At 60.3% G+C, this 21,922-nt stretch carries 18 protein-coding genes; 7 read left to right on the top strand and 11 right to left on the bottom strand.

Going from position 1 to position 21,922, the window contains the following annotated elements; genetic code table 11:
* Positions 1-8 precede the first annotated feature (8 nt).
* Positions 9-758, top strand: a complete 750-nt coding sequence (locus BMS17_RS17205) for a YkgJ family cysteine cluster protein (RefSeq protein WP_046026681.1) — start codon at positions 9-11, stop codon at positions 756-758.
* A 67-nt stretch (positions 759-825) separates the two neighbouring features.
* Here BMS17_RS17205 and BMS17_RS17200 read toward each other — a convergent pair whose 3' ends face one another.
* Entirely contained in the window at positions 826-1,965 is a 1,140-nt protein-coding gene (locus BMS17_RS17200) for a transporter substrate-binding domain-containing protein (RefSeq protein WP_077431285.1), read from the bottom strand.
* 141 nt (positions 1,966-2,106) lie between these two features.
* Positions 2,107-2,364, bottom strand: a complete 258-nt coding sequence (locus tag BMS17_RS17195; protein WP_007905458.1) for a hypothetical protein — start codon at positions 2,362-2,364, stop codon at positions 2,107-2,109.
* Positions 2,365-2,734: 370 nt separating this feature from the next.
* Here BMS17_RS17195 and BMS17_RS17190 point away from each other — a divergent pair, with 370 nt between their 5' ends.
* The 6 genes from BMS17_RS17190 (at position 2,735) to BMS17_RS17165 (ending at position 11,246) form a co-directional block, all read left to right on the top strand.
* A complete protein-coding gene (locus BMS17_RS17190) occupies positions 2,735-3,895 on the top strand; it encodes an efflux RND transporter periplasmic adaptor subunit (protein ID WP_077431284.1) in 1,161 nt (386 codons plus the stop codon).
* Positions 3,892-6,993, top strand: a complete 3,102-nt coding sequence (locus BMS17_RS17185) for a multidrug efflux RND transporter permease subunit (protein WP_077431283.1) — start codon at positions 3,892-3,894, stop codon at positions 6,991-6,993. The genes BMS17_RS17190 and BMS17_RS17185 overlap by 4 nt, the downstream gene beginning before the upstream one ends.
* Positions 6,994-7,002: 9 nt before the next feature.
* Positions 7,003-7,680, top strand: a complete 678-nt coding sequence (locus BMS17_RS17180) for a heavy metal response regulator transcription factor (RefSeq protein WP_007916978.1) — start codon at positions 7,003-7,005, stop codon at positions 7,678-7,680.
* The gene (locus BMS17_RS17175) at positions 7,670-9,034 is read left to right on the top strand and encodes a heavy metal sensor histidine kinase (RefSeq protein WP_046026686.1); all 1,365 of its coding nucleotides are present in this window, start codon (positions 7,670-7,672) and stop codon (positions 9,032-9,034) included. The genes BMS17_RS17180 and BMS17_RS17175 overlap by 11 nt, the downstream gene beginning before the upstream one ends.
* Before the next feature lie 280 nt (positions 9,035-9,314).
* A complete protein-coding gene (locus BMS17_RS17170; protein ID WP_046026687.1) occupies positions 9,315-9,539 on the top strand; it encodes a hypothetical protein in 225 nt (74 codons plus the stop codon).
* A 258-nt stretch (positions 9,540-9,797) separates the two neighbouring features.
* Positions 9,798-11,246 carry a sensor domain-containing diguanylate cyclase gene (locus tag BMS17_RS17165; protein ID WP_175649038.1) on the top strand — a complete coding sequence of 483 codons (1,449 nt, stop codon included), beginning with the start codon at positions 9,798-9,800 and terminating at the stop codon, positions 11,244-11,246.
* Positions 11,247-11,451: 205 nt separating this feature from the next.
* Here BMS17_RS17165 and lpxC read toward each other — a convergent pair whose 3' ends face one another.
* The 9 genes from lpxC to murD form a co-directional block, all read right to left on the bottom strand.
* Positions 11,452-12,363, bottom strand: coding sequence for a UDP-3-O-acyl-N-acetylglucosamine deacetylase (gene lpxC, locus BMS17_RS17160; protein WP_008060300.1), 912 nt, complete (start codon positions 12,361-12,363; stop codon positions 11,452-11,454).
* Positions 12,364-12,475: 112 nt separating this feature from the next.
* Complete coding sequence (gene ftsZ / locus BMS17_RS17155; protein WP_077431282.1) at positions 12,476-13,669, bottom strand: cell division protein FtsZ; 1,194 nt, start codon at positions 13,667-13,669, stop codon at positions 12,476-12,478.
* A 71-nt stretch (positions 13,670-13,740) separates the two neighbouring features.
* Positions 13,741-15,000, bottom strand: coding sequence for a cell division protein FtsA (gene ftsA / locus BMS17_RS17150; protein WP_046026690.1), 1,260 nt, complete (start codon positions 14,998-15,000; stop codon positions 13,741-13,743).
* Between the two features lie 15 nt (positions 15,001-15,015).
* Positions 15,016-15,885, bottom strand: coding sequence for a cell division protein FtsQ/DivIB (locus BMS17_RS17145; protein ID WP_046026691.1), 870 nt, complete (start codon positions 15,883-15,885; stop codon positions 15,016-15,018).
* Positions 15,886-15,889: 4 nt separating this feature from the next.
* A complete protein-coding gene (locus BMS17_RS17140; protein WP_046026692.1) occupies positions 15,890-16,846 on the bottom strand; it encodes a D-alanine--D-alanine ligase in 957 nt (318 codons plus the stop codon).
* Complete coding sequence (gene murC, locus BMS17_RS17135; protein WP_046026693.1) at positions 16,843-18,303, bottom strand: UDP-N-acetylmuramate--L-alanine ligase; 1,461 nt, start codon at positions 18,301-18,303, stop codon at positions 16,843-16,845. Before murC ends, BMS17_RS17140 begins: the two co-directional genes overlap by 4 nt.
* On the bottom strand, positions 18,296-19,366 hold the full coding sequence (murG, locus tag BMS17_RS17130) for an undecaprenyldiphospho-muramoylpentapeptide beta-N-acetylglucosaminyltransferase (protein WP_046026694.1): 1,071 nt from the start codon (positions 19,364-19,366) through the stop codon (positions 18,296-18,298). The genes murC and murG overlap by 8 nt, the downstream gene beginning before the upstream one ends.
* On the bottom strand, positions 19,356-20,573 hold the full coding sequence (ftsW, locus tag BMS17_RS17125; RefSeq protein ID WP_046026695.1) for a putative lipid II flippase FtsW: 1,218 nt from the start codon (positions 20,571-20,573) through the stop codon (positions 19,356-19,358). The genes murG and ftsW overlap by 11 nt, the downstream gene beginning before the upstream one ends.
* Positions 20,570-21,916, bottom strand: a complete 1,347-nt coding sequence (murD, locus tag BMS17_RS17120; protein WP_077431281.1) for a UDP-N-acetylmuramoyl-L-alanine--D-glutamate ligase — start codon at positions 21,914-21,916, stop codon at positions 20,570-20,572. Before murD ends, ftsW begins: the two co-directional genes overlap by 4 nt.
* Positions 21,917-21,922 lie beyond the last annotated feature (6 nt).

The raw sequence follows: 21,922 nt of genomic DNA, 5'->3' as shown, positions 1-21,922 counted from the left end.
GGTAATCCATGAACACAACGTTTTCCTGCGTAGGTTGCGGCAAGTGCTGCAATGACCACCACGTCCCCCTGACGCTGACGGAAGCCCGGATGTGGGCGGCCGATGGCGGTCAGGTGATCGTGCTCGTCGAGGGTTTCCTGGGGAACGGCCTGGGCCTGCCGGCGCAGCAACGCGAACATGCCGAACGCCGTTCGGTGGTGGTTCGAAGCGGCGCGTCCGAGGCCTATGTGGCGATCACCTTTGCCGCCTACAACGTCGGTCCCTGCCGGAATCTTGACGAAGACAACCTGTGCCGCATTTACCAACGCCGACCGCTGGTATGCCGCATCTACCCGGCGGAAATCAACCCACACATCATGCTGGACACGGCGACCAAGGACTGCCCGCCCGAGTCGTGGGAACAAGGCCCGGAGTTGATCATCGGCGGCGAAATGGTCGATCAGGAACTGAAAGAGCTGATCCTGCGTTCGCGCCAGGCGGATCGTGATGATGTCCAGGCCAAGGACGCGATTTGCGCGTTATTGGGCATTCGCACGACAGCGCTGAAGGGCGATGGATTTACGGCCTATCTGCCAGACATGACGGCATTTGCCAATGTCATCGACCACGTAACAGCACAACCGTTGGCAGCGTCAGGGGCTGACTGGGTATTTCATGTGTCGGGAGATGAAATTGCCGGCCAAGTGCAGGCGGCAGGTGCGCAACTGGTGACTGAAGCGCCGGTGAACTACGCGTTTATTTCGTTGCGGGCGGCCTGAGAGGCCCGGCTCCAGACGTCGGAGCCACCGCACAACTCCATTGCACAATGGCCCGTCACCGATAGAACTAGCGGGTCGTGACCGCCAGGCATTCCACTTCTACTTTCGCACCCGCAACCAACTGGCCGGCAAACGTCGTACGAGCTGGCAAACGGTCCACCGGGAAGTAACTGCGATACACCTTACTCATGGCGGAAAAATCCTTGATGTCAGCCAGGATGACCGTGCATTTGGCCACTTGGGCCAGGGATGAACCATTGCCTTGCAATGCCGCACGCAAGTTCTCCATGGCCTGGGTCGTTTGCGGTCCGATGCCACCCTTGACCAATTTGCCATCAGCTCCGAGGCCGATCACCCCGGACAGGTAAACCGTGTGCCCCACCTGCACCGCATCGGAAAATGGCAGGCCTTCTTCATTAGGAAAGTAACGGGGTGCATCGGTAGTCGCGGGGGGCAAGTAACGCTGGGTTATCGCCTGGTACTGGCCATTTCGTTTGAGACGCTCAAGGGCAGCATTCAGGTTATCGCGCAACACGGTGTCGTTATTGCGCACCCCCATTGCCACACCGCTGCCCAACATAGGATCGTCGAGCACAGGGCCGGCAAAGTCGAATGCCTGTCCTTGAGGCCGGCTCAAAAATGCGTGGGTAATCTCGATCGTGTCCTGCAGGGTTGCGTCGATTTCGCCCGCCTGCAAACTGGCAATCAGTTGATCATTCAGATTGAAACTGCGCACCGTCACCCCGGCCTCAGCCCAACGGGTTTTGGCGAACGCCTCGCGGCTGGTGCCCGCCAGAACGCCGACGCGCTTGCCTTTGAGCGAGACCACCGACGGTTGCAAACCAGAACCTTGGCGCGCCACCAGTCGGCTGCTCAACGGATAAAGGTTCTCGGTGAAGTCGATCCGCTCTCGTCGCGCCGCCGTAGCGGTCATCGGCATGATGACGTCGAAACGCTTGGCCTCAAGGGCTGCGATATTGGTGGCGTAATCCTGATCAATCCAGACACAGCGGGCATTGAGTTCGGCACACAAGGCGTTGCCCAAATCGATGTTCAACCCGACCAGTTCGCCATTTTCATTACGGCTTTCAAATGGCGGAACCAGGGCTTCGACCCCAAAACGGATCTGTGGATCAGGTTTAGAAGACACACAACCGGTGGTCAGGAGCACCAGTGACAGGACGGTGAGCGTTTTTAGCAGAGGCATTTCAGTGGCTTCGTCGAGAATTCTTGGAAACGAATCTTCGACGAAGGGTCACCAATCTTCCCAGAGGACAAGTCGCTCATCCTTGTGGGAACTGTCTCGGCATCAGACAGATTTCTTTCCAGCAAAAAACATAACCGAAGGTCAGCGCTTACCCATCGAACGACGCGTGCCCGGAGGCGCTGCACCTGGCGTCTTGGTATGGCCATTCTTCGCGCCATTCTTGTACCAAGGCTGGCTGGCGTTCTTGGCGGCGGCCAATTCACCCGGTTTGAACGGGAACTTGAATGCCGGGATCGCGGCTTTGGTTTCGCTGTCTGCGCTGGAGTCGACGCTGTCTGGCAGGTCTGCCTGGTCGTCGCTCAAAGCGTCGGCAACCGGCGGTTGTGTCGGGGAAGTCATGAAAGCTCCGGGTGGTGCACATAGAGTCGGGCCCGGTCAGCGAGCCGCGAAAGGCGGCAGTATACCTGTGTCGAGAGCTGCAAGCTTCACGCCGCGAGCGAGTCCGTCGGGTTTTGTGTTGACTGAACTGCCGCCATCGCGGGCAAGCCCGGCTCCCACAAGGACCCAACGTACCTCTAGGAGCCGAGCTTGCTCGCGATGAACGATAACGCGGTCAACCTGACCGAACGTCATGCAAGCAAAATCAAGATCCCTCCCAAACTGACAGCGCCGTCAGTTAGCAGTCACCCTCCTGACGGGCTGACAGGGTTATAAAGGAGGGTATAAACCTGAAAACTCCCCCTATCCCTTAGCCCGGCGCCCCACTCGCATGCAAATTCAGAAAAAAACCGCCTTGATCGCCGGTCTGCTTATTGCTTTGGCCGCGTGGGGCACCTGGTATGTCGTCAAGCCCGCCACGGCGAAGCTCGCTGCGCCTACGGCCATCCCGGTGCGCGTGATCAACGTTGTTGAAAAAGACGTCCCACGTTATGTCAGCGGCATCGGTTCGGTGCTGTCCTTGCACAGCGTTGTGGTGCGTCCGCAAATTGACGGCATCCTCACCAAAATCCTGGTCAAGGAAGGCCAACTGGTGAACAAAGGGGACTTGCTCGCGACCATCGATGACCGCTCGATCCGCGCCAGCCTCGATCAGACCCGTGCGCAACTGGGTGAAAGCCAGGCTCAATTGGAAGTCGCACAGGTCAACCTCAAGCGGTACAAATTACTGACGGTCGACGATGGGGTTTCCAAGCAGACCTACGACCAGCAACAAGCGCTGGTCAATCAGCTCAAGGCCACGGCGCAAGGCAATCAGGCGTCAATCGACGCCGCCCAGGTGCAACTCTCCTACACACAGATTCGCTCCCCGGTCACCGGGCGCGTCGGTATTCGTACGGTGGATGAAGGCAACTTCCTGCGCATGACCGACGCCCAAGGCCTGTTCACCGTGACCCAGATCGACCCGATCGCCGTCGAGTTCTCCTTGCCGCAGCAAATGCTGCCGACCCTGCAAGGGCTGATCGGCGACCCACAACGCGCACAAGTGAAGGCCTACATCGGCGCCGACACCGACGGTGAAACCGGCAACCTGCTGGGCGAAGGTCACCTGACCCTGATCGATAACCAGATCAACGCCAATACCGGGACCATCCGCGCCAAGGCCGAATTCAACAACCCCGGACAGAAACTCTGGCCCGGCCTGCTGGTGACGGTAAAAATTCAGACAGCCCTGGAGAAAGATGCGCTGGTGGTGCCGCCCACCGTCGTACAGCGGGGCCTCGATCAACATTTCGTGTACCGGGTCAACGGTGACAAAGTCGAAGCCGTCAACGTGCAGGTTGTCGCCCAAGGCAGCGGCCAGGACATCATCAAAGGCGTGAAGCAGGGCGATGTGCTGGTCAGTGATGGCCAGTCGCGGCTCAAGCCTGGTTCAACCGTGCAAGTGCTGACCGACCCGCCGCAAGTGGTGCAATCGGAGTCGAAACCATGAAGGGCCACGGCTCAGTATCGGCCTGGTGCATCGATCATCCGGTCGCCACTATCCTGCTGACCTTTGCCCTGGTGCTGCTCGGCGCCATCGCCTTCCCGCGCCTGCCGATTGCGCCGCTGCCGGAAGCGGAATTCCCGACCATCCAGGTGGCCGCGCAATTGCCCGGCGCCAGCCCGGAAACCATGGCCTCGTCGGTGGCCACGCCGCTTGAAGTGCAATTCAGCGCCATCCCCGGCGTGACGCAAATGACGTCGAGCAGCGCCTTGGGGTCGACCAACCTGACCCTGCAGTTCACCCTCGACAAAAGCATCGACACCGCCGCCCAGGAAGTCCAGGCCGCGATCAACACCGCCGCCGGCAAACTGCCCAAGGACATGCCCACGCTGCCAACCTGGCGCAAGGTCAATCCCGCCGACAGCCCCGTGCTGATCCTCAGCGTCAACTCCACGCAAATGCCCGGCACCGAGCTCAGTGATCTGGTGGAAACCCTGCTTTCCCGTCAGATCAGTCAGATCGATGGCGTAGGCCAAATCAACATTACTGGTCAGCAACGTCCGGCGATCCGGGTTCAAGCGTCGGCGGACAAACTGGCGGCCATTGGCCTGACCCTCGCGGACATTCGCCTGGCGATCCAGAGCACCAGCCTCAACCTGGCCAAAGGTGCGCTGTACGGCGAATCGAGCATTTCGACCCTGTCGACCAACGACCAGCTATTTCACCCCGAGGAATACAGCCAACTCATCGTTTCCTACAAGGACGGCGCCCCGGTTCATCTGAGGGATGTCGCCAAAGTCGTCAACGGCTCGGAAGATGCCTACGTTCAGGCCTGGGCCGGCGACAGGCCGGGGGTGAACCTGGTGATTTCCCGGCAACCGGGCGCGAACATTGTCGAGACCGTGGATCGCATTCAAGCCGCGTTGCCGGCTCTGGAAGCCATGCTCCCCGCCTCGGTGCAGGTCAAGGTACTGGTCGACCGCACCCAGACTATCCGCGCCTCGCTGCATGAAGTGGAAATCACCCTGCTGATCGCGATCATGCTGGTGGTGGCGGTGATGGCGCTGTTCCTGCGCCAGTGGTCGGCGACGCTGATCGTGTCCGCGGTACTGGGCGTGTCGCTGATCGCCAGTTTCGCGCTGATGTACGTCATGGGCTTCAGCCTGAACAACCTGACACTGGTGGCCATCGTGGTGGCCGTGGGGTTTGTGGTCGACGACGCGATTGTGGTGGTGGAGAATATTCACCGGCACCTTGAGGCCGGCGACGGCATGCGCGAGGCGGCGATCAAGGGCGCCGGCGAGATTGGGTTTACCGTGGTCTCGATCAGTTTCTCGCTGGTGGCGGCCTTTATTCCGCTGCTGTTCATGGGCGGCGTGGTCGGGCGGTTATTCAAGGAATTCGCCCTGACGGCCACCTCGACCATCATGATTTCGGTGGTGGTGTCGCTGACGCTGGCGCCCACCCTGGCCGCGCTGTTCATGCGTGCGCCGGTGCACCACGCCCACAGCAAACCGACGTTCGGCGAACGCTTGGTGGCCGGCTATGAAAAACTGCTACGCCGCGCCCTCGCCCATCAAAAGTTGATGATCGGTGTGTTTGGCCTTTCCCTCTGCCTGGCCATCGCCGGTTACATCTTCATTCCGAAAGGGTTCTTCCCGGTGCAGGACACCGGTTTTGTCCTCGGTACGACCGAAGCCGCCGCCGATATTTCCTACGGTGACATGGTGAAAAAACACCTGGCAATGGCCGAAATCGTCGCGGCGGATCCCGCTGTCGCGGCATTTTCCCACTCGGTCGGCGTATCGGGCAGTAACCAGACCATCGCCAACGGTCGCTTCTGGATCTCCCTGAAAAAACGCAGCGACCGCGATGTCTCGGCCAGCCAGTTCATCGACCGGATTCGCCCGAAACTGATGAAGGTCCCGGGCATCGTGCTGTACCTGCGAGCCGGGCAAGACATCAACCTCAGCTCCGGCCCGAGCCGCGCCCAGTACCAATACGTACTCAAGAGCAATGACGGCGCGACCCTCAGCACCTGGACCCAGCGCCTGACGGAAAAGCTGCGCGGCAACCCGGCGTTTCGCGACATTTCCAACGACCTGCAACTGGGCGGCAGCATCACCCACATCAGCATCGACCGCAGCGCGGCGGCGCGCTTCGGCCTGACCGCCAGTGATGTCGACGAAGCGCTTTACGATGCATTTGGTCAGCGCCAGGTCAATGAATTCCAGACCCAGATCAACCAGTACAACGTGATTCTGGAACTCGACACCCAGCAACGCGGCAAGGCGGAAAGCCTGAACTATTTCTACTTGCGCTCGCCCCTGAGCGGAGAAATGGTGCCGCTGTCGGCACTGGCCAAATTTGACGCCCCCACGGTCGGCCCGCTGTCCATCGCCCACGACGGCATGTTCCCGGCCGCTAACTTGTCGTTCAACCTCGCGCCCGGCGTGGCGTTGGGCGATGCGGTGATCATGCTCAACCAGGCCAAGGTCGACATCGGCATGCCGGCGGCCATGAACGGTAATTTCCAGGGCGCGGCGCAGGCGTTCCAGAGTTCGCTGGCCAGCCAGCCGTGGCTGATTCTGGCGGCGCTGGTGGCGGTGTACATCATTCTGGGCGTGCTCTACGAGAGCTTCGTTCACCCGCTGACCATCATTTCGACGCTGCCTTCGGCGGGGCTCGGGGCGGTGATCATGCTGTGGATTTGCGGCCAGGACTTTTCGATCATGGCGCTGATCGGGCTGGTGTTGCTGATCGGTATCGTCAAGAAAAACGGCATCCTGATGATCGACTTTGCGCTCGATGCCCAGCGCAACCGTGGACTGGCGCCAGAAGAGGCAATTTTCCAGGCCTGTATCACGCGGTTCCGGCCGATCATCATGACCACCCTCGCCGCCCTGCTCGGCGCGCTGCCGCTGATGCTCGGCTACGGCACCGGCGCCGAACTGCGCCAGCCGCTGGGGATCGCGGTCGTGGGCGGTTTGCTGGTCAGCCAGGCGCTGACGCTGTTCACCACTCCGGTCATATACTTGTGGCTTGAGCGGCTTTTCCACAGGCCCAAACCTTCGCCGGTACCGGCGCTGGCGACCACAGACTGAGGCGGGGTCATGCGCGTTCTGATTATCGAAGACGAAGAAAAAACCGCGGATTATTTGCACCGCGGCCTGACGGAACAGGGTTACACCGTGGACCTGGCGCGCGACGGCGTCGAAGGCCTGCACCTGGCGCTGGAAAGCGACTACGCGGTGATCGTCCTCGACGTCATGCTGCCGGGCCTGGACGGCTTCGGCGTGCTGCGTGCATTGCGTGCACGCAAGCAAACCCCGGTGATCATGCTCACCGCCCGCGAGCGCGTCGAAGACCGCATCAAGGGCCTGCGCGACGGCGCCGACGATTACCTCGGCAAACCGTTTTCGTTCCTTGAACTGGTGGCACGGCTGCAAGCGCTGACCCGCCGCAGCGGCGGCCACGAACCGGTGCAAGTGAGTATCGCCGACCTGTGGATCGATTTGATCAGCCGCAAGGCCACCCGCGCCGGCACTCGCCTTGATCTGACGGCCAAGGAGTTTTCGCTGCTCAGTGTGCTGGCCCGCCGGCAAGGTGAAATCCTCTCGAAAACGGCGATTGCCGAGATGGTCTGGGACATCAATTTCGACAGCGACGCCAACGTCGTCGAAGTCGCGATCAAGCGCCTGCGGGCCAAACTCGACGGGCCGTTCGACGAGAAACTGCTGCACACGATTCGTGGCATGGGTTATGTGCTGGAGAGCCGTGGTGTCCAGTAACTCGATTGCGCTACGCCTGAGCGGGATGTTCACGCTGGTGGCGCTGTTGGTGTTTTTGTTGATCGGCTGGGCCTTGTACCAGCAGGTCGACAAGGGCTTGGGATTGCTGCCCGAAGCCGAACTGGACGCGCGCTACAGCGTGCTCGAATCCACCGTTGGCCGTTACGGCACGCCCGAACACTGGGTGAAGATCAATAACAAGCTCAAGCTGCTTGGCGAGGAAGACAAGCGCATCAGTTTCTGGATTACCAGCGGTGATCCGCACTACGAATACGGCAGCCCGACACCGCAAATCCGCGCCTTTGCCGAAGGGCCGCTGGGCATGCGTGACTTGCAGCTGCCGGACCATCCCTACCCGCTGAAAGTACTGGTGAGCCAGTTCCCGGCCAAGGATCAACGCCCTCCGCTGCGCTTCATGATCGGCATCGACACCGAGACCTTTTACCAGACGCAACATCACCTGCTGATCGCCCTGATCAGCCTGGCGATTGTCGGGGTGTTGCTGGCGTCTGCATTGGGCTATTGGGTCGCACGCATTGGCCTCAAGCCACTGATCAAGCTGTCTCAGGAAGCCCAGCGCCTGGCACCGCCGCTGCGTTCCGGACGGCTGCGATTATCGTCGCTGCCGCCAGAGTTGAATCAGTTCGTCAATTCATTCAACTCCACGCTGGAACGGGTCGAGCAGGCTTACTCGCGGCTGGAGTCGTTCAATGCCGACGTGGCCCATGAACTACGCTCGCCGCTGACCAACCTGATCGGGCAGACCCAAGTGGCACTCACACGCGGACGCTCTGCCGAACACTATTTCGAAGTGCTGCAATCGAACCTCGAAGAGCTGGAACGCCTGCGTTCGATCATCAATGACATGTTGTTCCTCGCCAGTGCCGATCAGGGCAGCAAGGCCACCAAACTGACGTCCACCTCGCTCGCCAATGAAGTGGCGACGACGCTGGAGTATCTGGATTTCATTCTTGAAGATGCGCAGGTTCAGGTGCAGGTCAGCGGTGATGCGCAGGTGCGAATCGAGATCGCGCATCTGCGCCGGGCGTTGATTAACTTGCTGAGCAACGCGGTGCAACACACCGAACCTGGGCAGGTGATTCAGGTGCGGATCGAGGTTGAGGAACATCAGGTGAGCATTGGTGTGGCCAACCCTGGATCGCCGATTGCCAGCGAGCATTTACCACGGTTGTTTGAGCGCTTTTATCGGGTGGATGCGTCACGCAGCAACAGCGGAAATAACCATGGATTGGGACTGGCTATCGTCAAGGCGATCGCGCTGATGCATGGCGGCGATGTGTTTGTGCGCAGTGATCACGGCATGAACACCTTCGGCATTCACCTCCCCGTTTAGCCCTCACACAGACCTGTAGCCGCTGGCGAAGCCTGCGTCCGGCTGCGTAGCAGTCGTAAAGTCTGAGTTTGCGGTCTTTCTGAAACACCGCATCGTCTGATTTTACGACTGCTGCGCAGCCGGACGCAGGCTTCGCCAGCTGCTACAGAGGCGGCGTTGGTGTTCTTACTGTTGCTTCTGGCGCAATAGTCCTTTCTTGAATTGGCTCTGTTTCCCGTCGGCCAGGATCCTTATCTTTGCCCGCACCAAACAGCACTTGCCAAGCAAGAAGGTTTAAAAGATGTCCAACATTACGGGTACTGCCAGCGCTTTCGTTTTGTCCTCATTGTTTCTGTCTCCGTTCGCAATCGCGGAAGAGTCGCAGACGTTCGTCACGCAAAATGCCGCACGTGCCGCCGCCTACGATCAGTATCAGAGCGAAATGACGGCCAAGGCTGAAGACGCCGCGCAAACCCCTCAAGCGTCCACTTCTGCCACCCAGCCGCGGGTTGAGAAAGACAGCTGACTCATCGAACGATTCTGTTTCCCTCGACACTTTTCATCGGTTCTTCCCTTTGAAAAGTTGTCTTGAAAGCCGCGCTATCAGCGGCTTTTTTTCATTGGGGGCTAGCGCAAGTGCGTTCCCGCTCAATGTCTTCTAAGCTTGCATAAGTAAAGGCCAGCGCGTTTTGCTGGCCTTTTTTATGCGCCTCAAACAGACATCAGCCCCATGCCAGTGAGCCACCCCCAACACCTTTCAGGCAAGACCGGTCGACCTGAGCTCATGGTGATGCTTGGCAGCTTGCTGACGGTGATCGCGATTCTCAGCATCGTTGCCTTTCTGCTGATCCGCGAACACGCCAACGCCCAACAATCCGCCACCCGCAGTGCGACCACCATTGCGCAGTTGATCGACGCTGACGTGCTGCGCACCGTCGAGCTCTACGATTTAACCCTGCAAGGCCTGATTGCCGCCTCGCAACGCGAAGACCTGAAACAGGTTTCGCCGCAGATTCGTCACATGGTGCTGTTTGACCGCTCCACCACGGCGCGCTTCAAGGGCGACATTCTGTTGCTGGACCAGCACGGCGAAGTCATTGCCGATTCATCGCTGATCGAGCCCAAGCCCGGTAACTTCGCGGACCGCGACTATTTCCTCGCCCATGCGTTTAACCGCGACACCGGCATGTTCATCAGTCGCCCGTTCAAACCGCGCTGCGACTGCGACGACAGCGAGGAATGGCGGATCAGCTTCAGTCGGCGTATCTCCTCGTCCACGGGCGAGTTTCTGGGTGTTGCCGTGGCGTCGATGCGCCTCGCGTACTTCGAACAGTTATTCAACAGCCTGGACATCGGCAACGACAGCACCCTGAGCATCATCAATGACGACGGAATTCTGCTGGCGCAAAAGCCCCATCTGATCAACGACCCCATCGGCAAGAACTTCGCCGGTCGGCCCAATGTCGTGCGCATCCTGCGTGAGGGCGCGGGCAGCTTTGACAGTGTGTCGAGCGTCGATCACCTACAACGCCTGTACACCTTTTCCAGGGTCGGCAACCTGCCATTGACGGTCATCGTCGCGCTCTCCGGCAACGAAGTGTTCGCCACTTGGAAGCGCACTGCGCTGGTGATCAGCGGTGCCACCGGCGTCCTGTGTATCGGCTTACTCTGGCTGACCTGGCTGCTGTGCCGCGAACTTCGCCTGCGCCATCATGCCGAGCAGGAACTGGCGTTACTGGCCGCCACCGATGCCTTGACCGGTGTCGCCAATCGTCGAACCCTGGATCAAACCCTGCGTCACGAGTGGTTTCGTGCGCAACGCTCCGCAAAACCGCTGTCGGTGATGATGATCGACGCCGACCACTTCAAGGCGTTCAACGATCGACATGGCCACCAGGGCGGCGACGATGCGTTGCGGGCCGTGGCCAAGGTGATCTGCGCCAATGTGCGACGGCCAAGTGATTTGGTGGCGCGGTACGGTGGAGAGGAGTTTTCGGTGATCCTGCCGGAAACGGACACCGCAGGGGCCCGGCAGATCGCTGAAAAAATCCGCACGGCGGTGGAGCAGATGCCATTGGTGGCGGGCGATGAAACACCGATTACTGTCAGCATCGGAATCAGCACCTGGACGACAGAAAAAGAAATCAGCCTGGAACAACTGTTGTTTGTGGCAGACAAGGCGCTGTATCAGGCCAAGGAAGGTGGGCGAAATCGGGTGGTGGCTTCGCAGTGAATCCTGCGTTGCAGCGGAGGGCCTCATCGCGGGCAAGCCCGGCTCCCACAAGTAATGCGTCGGACCTAAATCTGTGCCTCTCCAAATAACCTGTGGGAGCCGGGCTTGCCCGCGATGAGGCCGGAACGAACATCGCATTACTTTCCCAAGGGCATAAAAAAAGGCCACCCGAAGGTAGCCTTTAAAAACTAGAGAGGTTTTTTGCTTACACGGCCGCGACTGGACGCATGTAAGAGATCGGTGCAGTGCTGGCGTCTTCGAAAGTCACGACTTCCCAAGCATCTGTCTGCTCAATCAACTTGCGCAGCAGCTGGTTGTTCAATGCATGTCCGGACTTGAAGCCCTTGAACTCACCAATCAGGCTATTGCCCAGCAGGTAGAGGTCACCAATTGCATCGAGGATCTTGTGCTTCACGAATTCGTCTTCATAGCGAAGGCCGTCTTCGTTCAGTACACCATCCGCGTCGACCACAATAGCGTTTTCAACGCTGCCGCCGAGTGCGAGGTTGTGCTTGCGCAGGTACTCGATGTCACTCATGAAACCAAAGGTACGGGCGCGGCTGACTTCTTTTACGAACGAAGTGCTGGAAAAATCCACGCTTGCACTTTGTGTGCGGTCACGGAAAACCGGGTGATCGAAATCGATCTCGAAGCTCACTTTGAAACCTTCGAAAGGGACGAAAGTGGCGCGCTTGTCGCCATCTTCCACTGTCACTTCACGCAGGATCCGGATGAACTTCTTGGCTGCGTCCTGTTCTTCCAGGCCGGCCGACTGAATCAGGAATACGAAAGGTCCGGCGCTACCATCCATGATCGGTACTTCGGACGCGGAGAGCTCGACGTAGGCGTTATCGATGCCCAGGCCAGCCATGGCCGAGAGCAAGTGCTCCACCGTGTCCACTTTGACGTCACCGTTAACCAGTGTGGTCGACATAGTGGTTTCGCCAACGTTTTCTGCGCGAGCAGGAATCTGCACCACAGGATCGAGGTCAGCACGACAAAACACAATGCCGGTGTCGATAGGCGCGGGCTTGAGGGTCAGGTAAACCTTTTCCCCGGAGTGCAGGCCTACACCTGTGGCACGGATAATATTTTTCAGTGTGCGTTGTTTAATCATGGCTTGGGCCGCTTCAGCGCAAATTGCGAACTGGTATCAACAAAGGCTGGCGATAATAGCAGACCAGACCTTTGCTGAACACCAATCAACTTCATAGCCCTGATACATTCCATCAATCAGCCTGACGACGCAGGAAAGCCGGGATGTCCAGGTAGTCCAGATCATCTTGCGGATTCATCTTCGCGGCAGTCGCAGCACCGGCCTGAGCCTGGTTGCGCATGACGGTCGGACGGTCCAGGTCACGGTAGTTTACCGCTGGCTGTTCCTGACGAGCGGGCGCCGATTGTTGCGGCTGCGCGGCCATCGAGGTGTGAACGGTGTTGTCGATGACCTTCACAGGCTTCTCGATTTTTGCGCCCAGACCTGTGGCAACCACAGTCACGTGCAGCTCGTCGCGCATGTCCGGATCGATAACGGTACCGACCTTGACCATTGCGTGCTCGGAAGCGAAGGCTTCGATGATGCTACCCACGTCGGAGTACTCACCCAGGGACAGGTCAGGACCGGCGGTGATGTTCACCAGGATGCCGCGTGCACCTTGCAGGTTCACGTCTTCGAGCAACGGGTTGCGAATGGCCGCTTCGGTGGCCTCGCGTGCACGGTTCGGACCGCTGGCGCAGCCAGTGCCCATCATCGCCATGCCCATTTCGCTCATCACAGTGCGCACGTCGGCAAAGTCGACGTTGATCATGCCCGGGCGTTTGATGATGTCAGAGATACCGCGAACGGCACCGGCCAGCACATCGTCAGCCTTGGCGAATGCGGACAGCAGGCTTGCGTCCTTGCCAAGGATGGTCAGCAGTTTCTCGTTCGGAATGGTGATCAGCGAGTCAACGCTTTCCGACAGCAGGCGGATGCCTTCGTCGGCGATCTGCATGCGCTTGCGACCTTCGAACGGGAACGGACGGGTCACCACCGCAACGGTGAGGATCCCCATTTCCTTGGCCACTTCAGCAATGATTGGCGCAGCACCGGTACCGGTACCGCCGCCCATGCCAGTGGTGATGAACACCATGTTGGTGCCCTGCAGGACTTCGGCAATGCGCTCACGGTCTTCGAGAGCGGCCTGACGACCTACTTCAGGGTTGGCGCCAGCGCCCAGACCTTTGGTCACGCCGGTACCCAGTTGCAGGATGGTCCGCGCGCCGATGGATTTCAGCGCCTGGGCATCAGTGTTGGCGCAGATGAATTCAACGCCTTCAATGTTGCTCTTGACCATATGATTCACGGCGTTTCCGCCGCCACCGCCAACACCGATAACTTTAATAACCGGGCTTGCGGGGATGTTGTCTACGAGTTCGAACATTTTCCCTCTCCTTTGCATTCTCTAGTTTTTTCGCCTACTGCCTGTATCTACAACGGTGCTGCGGTAAATCTTTAGAAGTTGCCTTGTACCCAGCTCTTGATGCGATCGAGCAAGGCGGCTTTCGGTTCGTCATTGCTGTAGCTGTCGCGGCTGCTGATGCCCGAGAACGAAATCCCGTCGGACTGCTTTTGCAGGCCGTACATCAACAGGCCAACGCCAGTGGAATAAATCGGGTTGCGGACCACGTCGTCCAGGCCCTTCACGCCATGCGGCACGCCCAGGCGGACCGGCATGTGGAAGATTTCCTCGGCCAGCTCGGTAGCGCCTTCCATCTTCGACGTACCGCCGGTCAGCACGATGCCGGCCGGGATCAGGTCTTCGTAGCCGCTGCGGCGCAGTTCGGCCTGGATCAGCGTGAACAGCTCGTCGTAACGCGGCTCGACCACTTCGGCCAGGGCCTGGCGGGACAGCTCGCGCGGTGGACGGTCGCCAACGCTTGGAACCTTGATGGTTTCACCGGCACCGGCCAGTTTGGCCAGGGCGCAGGCGTAGCGAATCTTGATTTCTTCGGCGTACTGGGTCGGAGTGCGCAACGCCATGGCGATGTCGTTGGTCACCTGATCGCCCGCAATCGGGATCACGGCGGTGTGGCGGATCGCGCCTTCGGTGAAGATGGCGATGTCGGTGGTACCGCCGCCGATGTCGACCAGGCACACGCCCAGCTCTTTCTCGTCATCGGTCAGGACCGAATACGCAGAAGCCAGTTGTTCGAGAATGATGTCGTCGATTTCCAGGCCGCAGCGGCGCACGCATTTTTCAATGTTCTGTGCAGCGTTGACGGCACAGGTGACCACGTGGACCTTGGCTTCCAGACGTACGCCGGACATGCCCAGTGGCTCACGAACGCCTTCCTGGTTATCGATCACGTAATCCTGCGGCAGGGTGTGCAGCACGCGCTGGTCAGCCGGGATCGCCACGGCCTGGGCTGCGTCGAGGACGCGCTCAAGGTCGGCCGAGCTGACTTCGCGATCGCGAATGGCGACGATGCCGTGGGAGTTCAGGCTGCGGATGTGATTGCCGGCCACGCCGACAAATGCCGAGTGAATGCGGCAACCAGCCATCAGCTGGGCTTCTTCGATAGCCCGCTGGATCGACTGCACGGTGGACTCGATGTTCACCACCACGCCTTTCTTCAGGCCACGGGACGGATGCGTACCGATCCCGACGATTACGAGCGAGCCGTCGTCCGCAACCTCGCCCACCAGCGCCACCACCTTGGAGGTGCCGATATCGAGACCGACGATCATTTTGCCGCTTTGCACGTTTGCCATGGGTCCTGCCTCTTCTTAATTCTTCGCGACAGCGGGTTGGGCTGTCGTGGGCGCTACAGGTTCCCGCCAGCCAACAGCGAGGCCGTTGGCGTAGCGCAGATCGATGCGCGCAATGTTCGTAATCTGTTCTTTAAGCGTCTTGTCGTAGATGGCGATAAAACGGCGCATCTTTTCCACCAGGTTGCCGCGCCCCAGCAGCAGTTCGATCCCGGGACCGGCACTGCCAGCGCCGGTGGTCAGGAACCAGCTGCCTCGTTCACGCAATTCCAGGCGTGCAATCGAGAAGCCCAGCGGCCTGAGCAACTGGCTCAGCACCTGGTATTGCTGCATGACCTGCTGTTGAGCCCGTTGTGGGCCGAACAGCTGTGGCAAATGTTCGTAGTTCGCCAGCTCGCGCGGCGTGAACGCCTGCCCCTGGTTGTTCAACAGCGATTCATCACCCCAGCGGGCCACCGGCAGTTGTTCTTCGAGGCGGATCACCACTTGATCCGGCCACACCCTGCGCACTTCGGCGTGGGCAATCCATGGCATGGTTTCAAGCTCGGTACGCATGCTCTCCAGGTCGATCGTGAAGAAGCTCGACGCCACGTACGGGGCGATCCGCTGCTGCACGGCTTGCTGGCTGATGTAGCTCAAATCGCCTTGCACGTTGATCTTGGTGATCGGCCGGTCGGCGTACGGCAGCAAACGCTGCGCGCCTTCGTAAGTGCCAAACCCCAGTGCAACCAACAGCACCGGCCAGAACAAGGCCTTGAGAAAACCAAAATTGGCTTTCGGCAGGCGCATAGACATCGGCTCTTTGGCCACCATTCGGCTGGCACCCCGAGGCACCGGCTTGCGGCCGGGTGCTGGAGGGGGCTGATGTCTTAGCTGCGCGCCTTGCATGGTCTTAACCTCTTACCTCGAAACTGGCTGCCAGGATGGCCAGAACCAGTTGCTGGAAATCCAGACCGGCGGCACGGGCCGCCATCGGCACCAGACTGTGATCGGTCATGCCCGGCGCCGTGTTCACTTCCAGGAACCAGAACTGCCCGTCGGCATCCTGCATCACGTCTGCCCTACCCCAACCGGCGATACCCAGCGCCTCGCAGGCTTTCGCCGTGAGGTCCATGAGTTCTTTTTCCTTGGCGCTGTCCAGCCCGCACGGAATGCGGTACTGGGTATCGTTGGCGATGTACTTGGCGTCGTAGTCGTAGAAGCTGTGCGTCGTGCCCAGGGCAATCGGAGGCAACACCTGGTCACGCAGGGTGGCGATGGTGAACTCCGGACCGTGGATCCATTGCTCGACCAACACTTGCGAATCGTAGGTACTGGCCGCTTTCCAGGCGTCGATCAATTCGGACGCGGAACTCACTTTGGCCATACCGATACTTGAACCTTCATGGGCCGGTTTGACGATCAAAGGGAAGCCCAGTTCCGTCGCTGCCGAAATACAATCGGCTTCGCTGCTCAGGACGGCATGACGCGGTGTTGGAATACCCAGGCTGTGCCAAACCTGCTTGGTGCGCAGCTTGTCCATGGCCAGCGCCGAAGCAAGAATGCCGCTACCGGTGTAGGGAATGCCCAGGCATTCGAGCAGGCCCTGCATGCTGCCGTCTTCACCGCCACGACCGTGGAGGATGACGAAGGCGCGGTCGATCTTTTCGTTGAGCAAACGCTGCAGCAGGTCATCGCCGACGTCGAGGCCAAACGCATCCACACCGGCACTTTGCAGTGCGGCGAGTACCGCGTTACCCGACTTCAGCGAGACTTCCCGCTCGGCACTCTTGCCACCGAACAGCACGGCGACACGGCCGAAATCTTTCGGCGCGACGGTGGAGACGAGGTTGGCGTAAGCAGCAGTCATTTCAACTTCCCCACGCTTGGCGCAGCAACAGCGCCAGCGAACAACGGACTGTTCAACAGTTTTGGTGCGAGACCACCGATATCACCGGCGCCCTGGCACAGCAGGATGTCGCCGGCACGCAGCAGCGGCTTGACCACTGGCGCGAGGTCGACACCACGCTCGATGTAGATCGGGTCCAGTTGCCCGCGCTGACGAATGCTGTTGCACAGCTTGCGGCTGTCAGCACCCGGAATCGGCTCTTCGCCGGCCGGATAAACTTCCATCAGCAACAGAACATTGGCGTCGGCCAGCACATTGACGAAGTCGTCGTACAGATCGCGGGTGCGGCTGTAACGGTGCGGCTGGTAAACCATCACCAGACGGCGCTCCGGCCAGCCACCGCGTACGGCTTTGATCACAGCGGCGACTTCGGTCGGGTGGTGACCGTAGTCGTCGACCAGCATCACGCTACCGTCTTCGACCGGCAGTTCGCCGTAGACCTGGAAGCGTCGGCCGACACCCTGGAACCCGGACAGGCCCTGGACGATGGCTTCATCGCTGACGCCCTCGTCAGTGGCGATGCAAATGGTGGCCAGCGCGTTCAATACGTTGTGGTTGCCCGGCATGTTCACCGACACATCGAGCGGCTCACGATCAGGGCGCAGAACGGTGAAGAACGTCTGCATGCCTTGCTGACGCACATTGATGGCGCGCACGTCGCAGTCATCGCCGAAGCCGTAGGTAACGGTCGGACGTTTGACCAGCGGGAGAATTTCACGCACCACCGGATCGTCCAGGCACACCACGGCCAAACCGTAGAACGGCAGGTTATGGAGGAACTCGACGAAGGTTTTCTTCAGCTTGTTGAAGTCACCGTCGTAGGTCGCCATGTGATCGGCGTCGATGTTGGTGACCACAGCCACCAGCGGCTGCAAGTGCAGGAAACTGGCGTCGCTTTCGTCGGCTTCGGCAATCAGGTAGCGGCTGGTGCCGAGCTGGGCATTGGTGCCCGCGGCATTCAGACGACCACCGATGACGAACGTCGGGTCCAGGCCACCGGCCGCGAACACCGAAGCGATCAGGCTGGTGGTGGTGGTTTTGCCGTGCGTACCAGCGACGGCGATGCCGTGACGGTAGCGCATCAGTTCGGCCAGCATCTCGGCACGCGGCACCACCGGAATACGGCGTTCCAGCGCAGTCGCGACTTCCGGGTTGGAGGTGTTGACGGCGCTCGACACCACCAGCACATCGGCAGCGGCAGCGTTTTCGGCGCGGTGACCGATGAAGATCTGCGCGCCGAAAGATTCCAGGCGCTCGGTGACCGGCGACGCCTTCAGGTCGGAACCGGACACGTCATAACCCAGGTTCAACAACACTTCGGCAATCCCGCACATGCCCACACCGCCGATACCGACGAAGTGGATTTTACGGATGCGGCGCATTTCCGGTTGCGGCATGGCTTTCTGATTCTCAACCATGGGCCACCTCCAGGCAGGTATCGACCACGTTACGGGTGGCATCGGGTTTGGCCAGGCGGCGTGCGGCCGTGGCCATATCGTTGAGTCGTTGTGGTTGCATCAGGACCTCTGTCAGGCGAGCGGCAAGATCCGCTGCGCCAGTCGTTCTTTGCGGCATCAGGAAGGCTGCGCCTTCACGGGCCAAATAATCGGCGTTGCGGGTCTGGTGATCGTCGATCGCGTGGGGCAATGGCACCAGCATCGAGGGCAGACCGGCGGCGGCCAGCTCACTGATGGTCAGCGCACCTGCGCGACACACCACCAGGTCGGCCCAGCCATAGGCTTGGGCCATGTCTTTGATGAAAGGCTGCACTTGCGCCTCGACGCCAGCCGCGCGATAGCGCTCTGCAGTCACTTCATCATGGTTTTTGCCGGCCTGATGGAACACTTCCGGACGCAGGTCGGGGGCGACTTGCGACAGGGCTTCAGGCAGCAATTTGTTCAACGGTTCTGCGCCCAGGCTTCCACCCAGGATCAGCAAACGCGCCTTGCGACCGGCCAGGGCAGGTCGTGCCGTTTCGAGGAACAGCTCGGTGCGCACCGGGTTACCGGTGGTCCGACGGCTGTCCGACAGGGTAAAGGTGTCGGGGAACGCTTCACAGACCCGGGCGGCCAACGGCACCAGCAACCGATTGGCGGTACCGGCCACGGCGTTCTGTTCGTGAACGATCACCGGCACGCCAGCCAGTTTGGCGGCAACACCACCAGGACCGGTCACATAACCACCGAAGCCGACCACGCACACTGGCCGCAACTGGCGAATGATCGCCCGCGCCTGCCAGACGGATTTGAGCAACATGAACGGGGCCTTGAGCAGGGACAATTTGCCCTTGCCGCGCAAGCCGCTGGCGTTGATGCGGTGCAGTTCGATCCCGGCCAGTGGCACCAGGTCGTTCTCGATACCGCGGGGTGTCCCGAGCCAATGCACGGTGTAACCGCGGGCCTGGAATTCGTGAGCGCACGCCAGCGCAGGGAACACGTGGCCCCCGGTGCCGCCCGCCATGATCAATACGTTAGCGCCCATGGGGTGGCTCCTCGGCGAAGTCGCTCTCATGGAACTCCATCTCTTCACTGCCCAGGTGGGTTCGACTCTCCCACTCGATGCGCAGCAACAAGCCGAGACAGGCACAGCAAATCACCAGCGAGCTACCGCCATAGCTGAGGAATGGCAGCGTCAGGCCTTTGGTCGGCAGCAGGCCGACGTTCACACCGATGTTGATCAGGAACTGACCAATCCACAGGAACGACAAGCCATACGCGATGTAGGCGGCGAAGAATTGCTTGGCCTTCTCGGCCCAATAACCGATGTACATGCCACGAATACAAACAAAGACGAACAGGGCCACGGTGCACAGCGAACCGACGGCGCCCAGTTCTTCAGCCAGTACCGAGAACACGAAGTCGGTGTGAGCTTCCGGCAGGTAGAACTGTTTCTGCACGCTGTTGCCCAGGCCAACGCCAAACCACTCGCCGCGACCAAACGCGATCAATGCTTGCGACAACTGGTAGCCAGCACCGAACTGGTCGGCCCACGGGTCGGCAAAGTTGGTCAGGCGCGCCATTCGATAGGGCTGCACTTGAATCAACAGCACCACCGCCGCGACGGCCAGCACCACCATCAAGGAAAACCGGAACAGCCCGACTCCGCCCAGGAACAGCATGGCCGCCGCCGCCCCCATCATCACGACGGTGGCACCGAAGTCCGGCTCCATCAGCAACAGCCCTGCCATGGGCAGCAGCACGATGAACGGCTTGAAGAAGCCCATCCAGCTTTCACGCACTTCTTTCTGGCGACGCACCAGGTAGCCGGCGAGGTAGATCACCACGAACACCTTGGCGATCTCGGAAGGCTGAACGTTGAAGAAACTGAAGCCGATCCAACGCATCGAACCGTTCACTTCACGGCCAATCCCCGGAACGATCACCATCACCAGCAAACCGAACGCACCCAGCAGCATCAGCCATCCCAGGCGTTGCCAGGTGGCGATCGGAATCATCATGGTGATGACGCAGGCCCCCAGGCCCAGCACCACGTAGATAAGGTGGCGAATCATGTAATACAGCGCACTGCCCGACTGCACCGCCCCCACTTCGGTCGATGCCGATGCAATCATCACCAGCCCCAGGCCGATCAACGCCAGGCAACCGGCAAGCATCGGGAAATCGAGGTCGATACCGCGCCCGGTGATGATTGGCGACGGGTAAGGCTTGATGATGTTCAACAGGCTCATGCCAGTTCCTCCACGGCTTGGACGAACTGGTGACCACGGTCTTCGTAGTTCTTGAACATGTCGAAACTGGCGCAGGCCGGCGACAGCAGCACCACATCACCGGGATGGGCAGCAGCGCGGCATTGCTCCACGGCTTCAATCAGCGAGCCAGCGCGGATCAGCGGCACGGCATCGCCGATGGCCTCGCCGATCTTGTCGGAATCACGGCCCATCAGGATCACGGCGCGGCAGTTGGCCGCCACCGGATCACGCAGGTCATTGAACTCGGCGCCCTTGCCGTCGCCACCGGCGATCAGCACGATCTTGCCTTCGATGTCCGCACCCAGGCCTTCGATGGCAGCCAGGGCGGCGCCAACGTTGGTGGCTTTGGAATCGTTGTAATAGCCGACGCCATCCAGGTCACGGACCCACTGGCAGCGATGTTCGAGGCCGGCAAAGCTGCGCAGGGCCGTCAGCATGGCGTCAAATGGCAGACCGACAGCGTGGCCCAGCGCCAATGCCGCCAGGGCGTTGGACTGGTTATGGGCGCCACGAATTTTCAACTCGCGCACCGGCATCAGGTTCTGGAATTCGAACGACAGGTATTTCTCGCCGTCTTCTTCGCGGATACCGAAGGCCTTGAAATCAGGCTTGCTCAGACCGAAAGTCCAGCACGGCTGGCCCTCACCCATCAACGGACGGCTCAGGGCATCCTGACGGTTCACTACAAACTGTTTGGCGCCACGGAAGATCCGGTGCTTGGCCAGGTGATAGGCCGGCAGACCGCTGTAACGGTCCATGTGGTCTTCGCTGACGTTGAGCACGGTCGCCACTTCGGCGTTGAGCTGATCGGTGGTTTCGAGCTGGAAGCTCGACAGTTCCATCACGTACAGCTCGATGTCATCGCTGAGCAGGTCCAGTGCCGGCGTACCAAGATTGCCGCCGACGGCAACACGCTTGCCCGCCGCAGCCGCCATCTCCCCGACCAGCGTGGTGACGGTGCTTTTGGCGTTGGAACCGCTGATGGCCACGATCGGCGCCTTCGCGTTACGCGCGAACAGCTCGATGTCGCCGGACAATTTCACACCTCGGGCGGCGGCGGCTTGCAGGGCCGGGGTCGCCAGCGCCAGGCCGGGGCTCACGTAGAGCTCGTCGGCACGGCAGAGGAACTCGACGTCCAGTTCGCCACAACGCACTTCCACGTGCGGATAGTCACGCTTGAGCGTGGCCAGTTCCGGTGGATTTTCCCGCGTATCGGCGACAGCAAACGACGTGCCCCGGTTCGCCAGGAAGCGAACCAGGGACATGCCGCTCTTGCCGAGGCCGACAACGATGCGGAAGTGGTCAGAAGCGATCAGAGACACGAGTTT

Source organism: Pseudomonas sp. C9, from assembly GCF_002000165.1.
GTDB lineage: Bacteria > Pseudomonadota > Gammaproteobacteria > Pseudomonadales > Pseudomonadaceae > Aquipseudomonas.
Note: the sequence above shows the minus strand (reverse complement) of the source record. Positions and strands in the feature narration are given on the sequence as shown.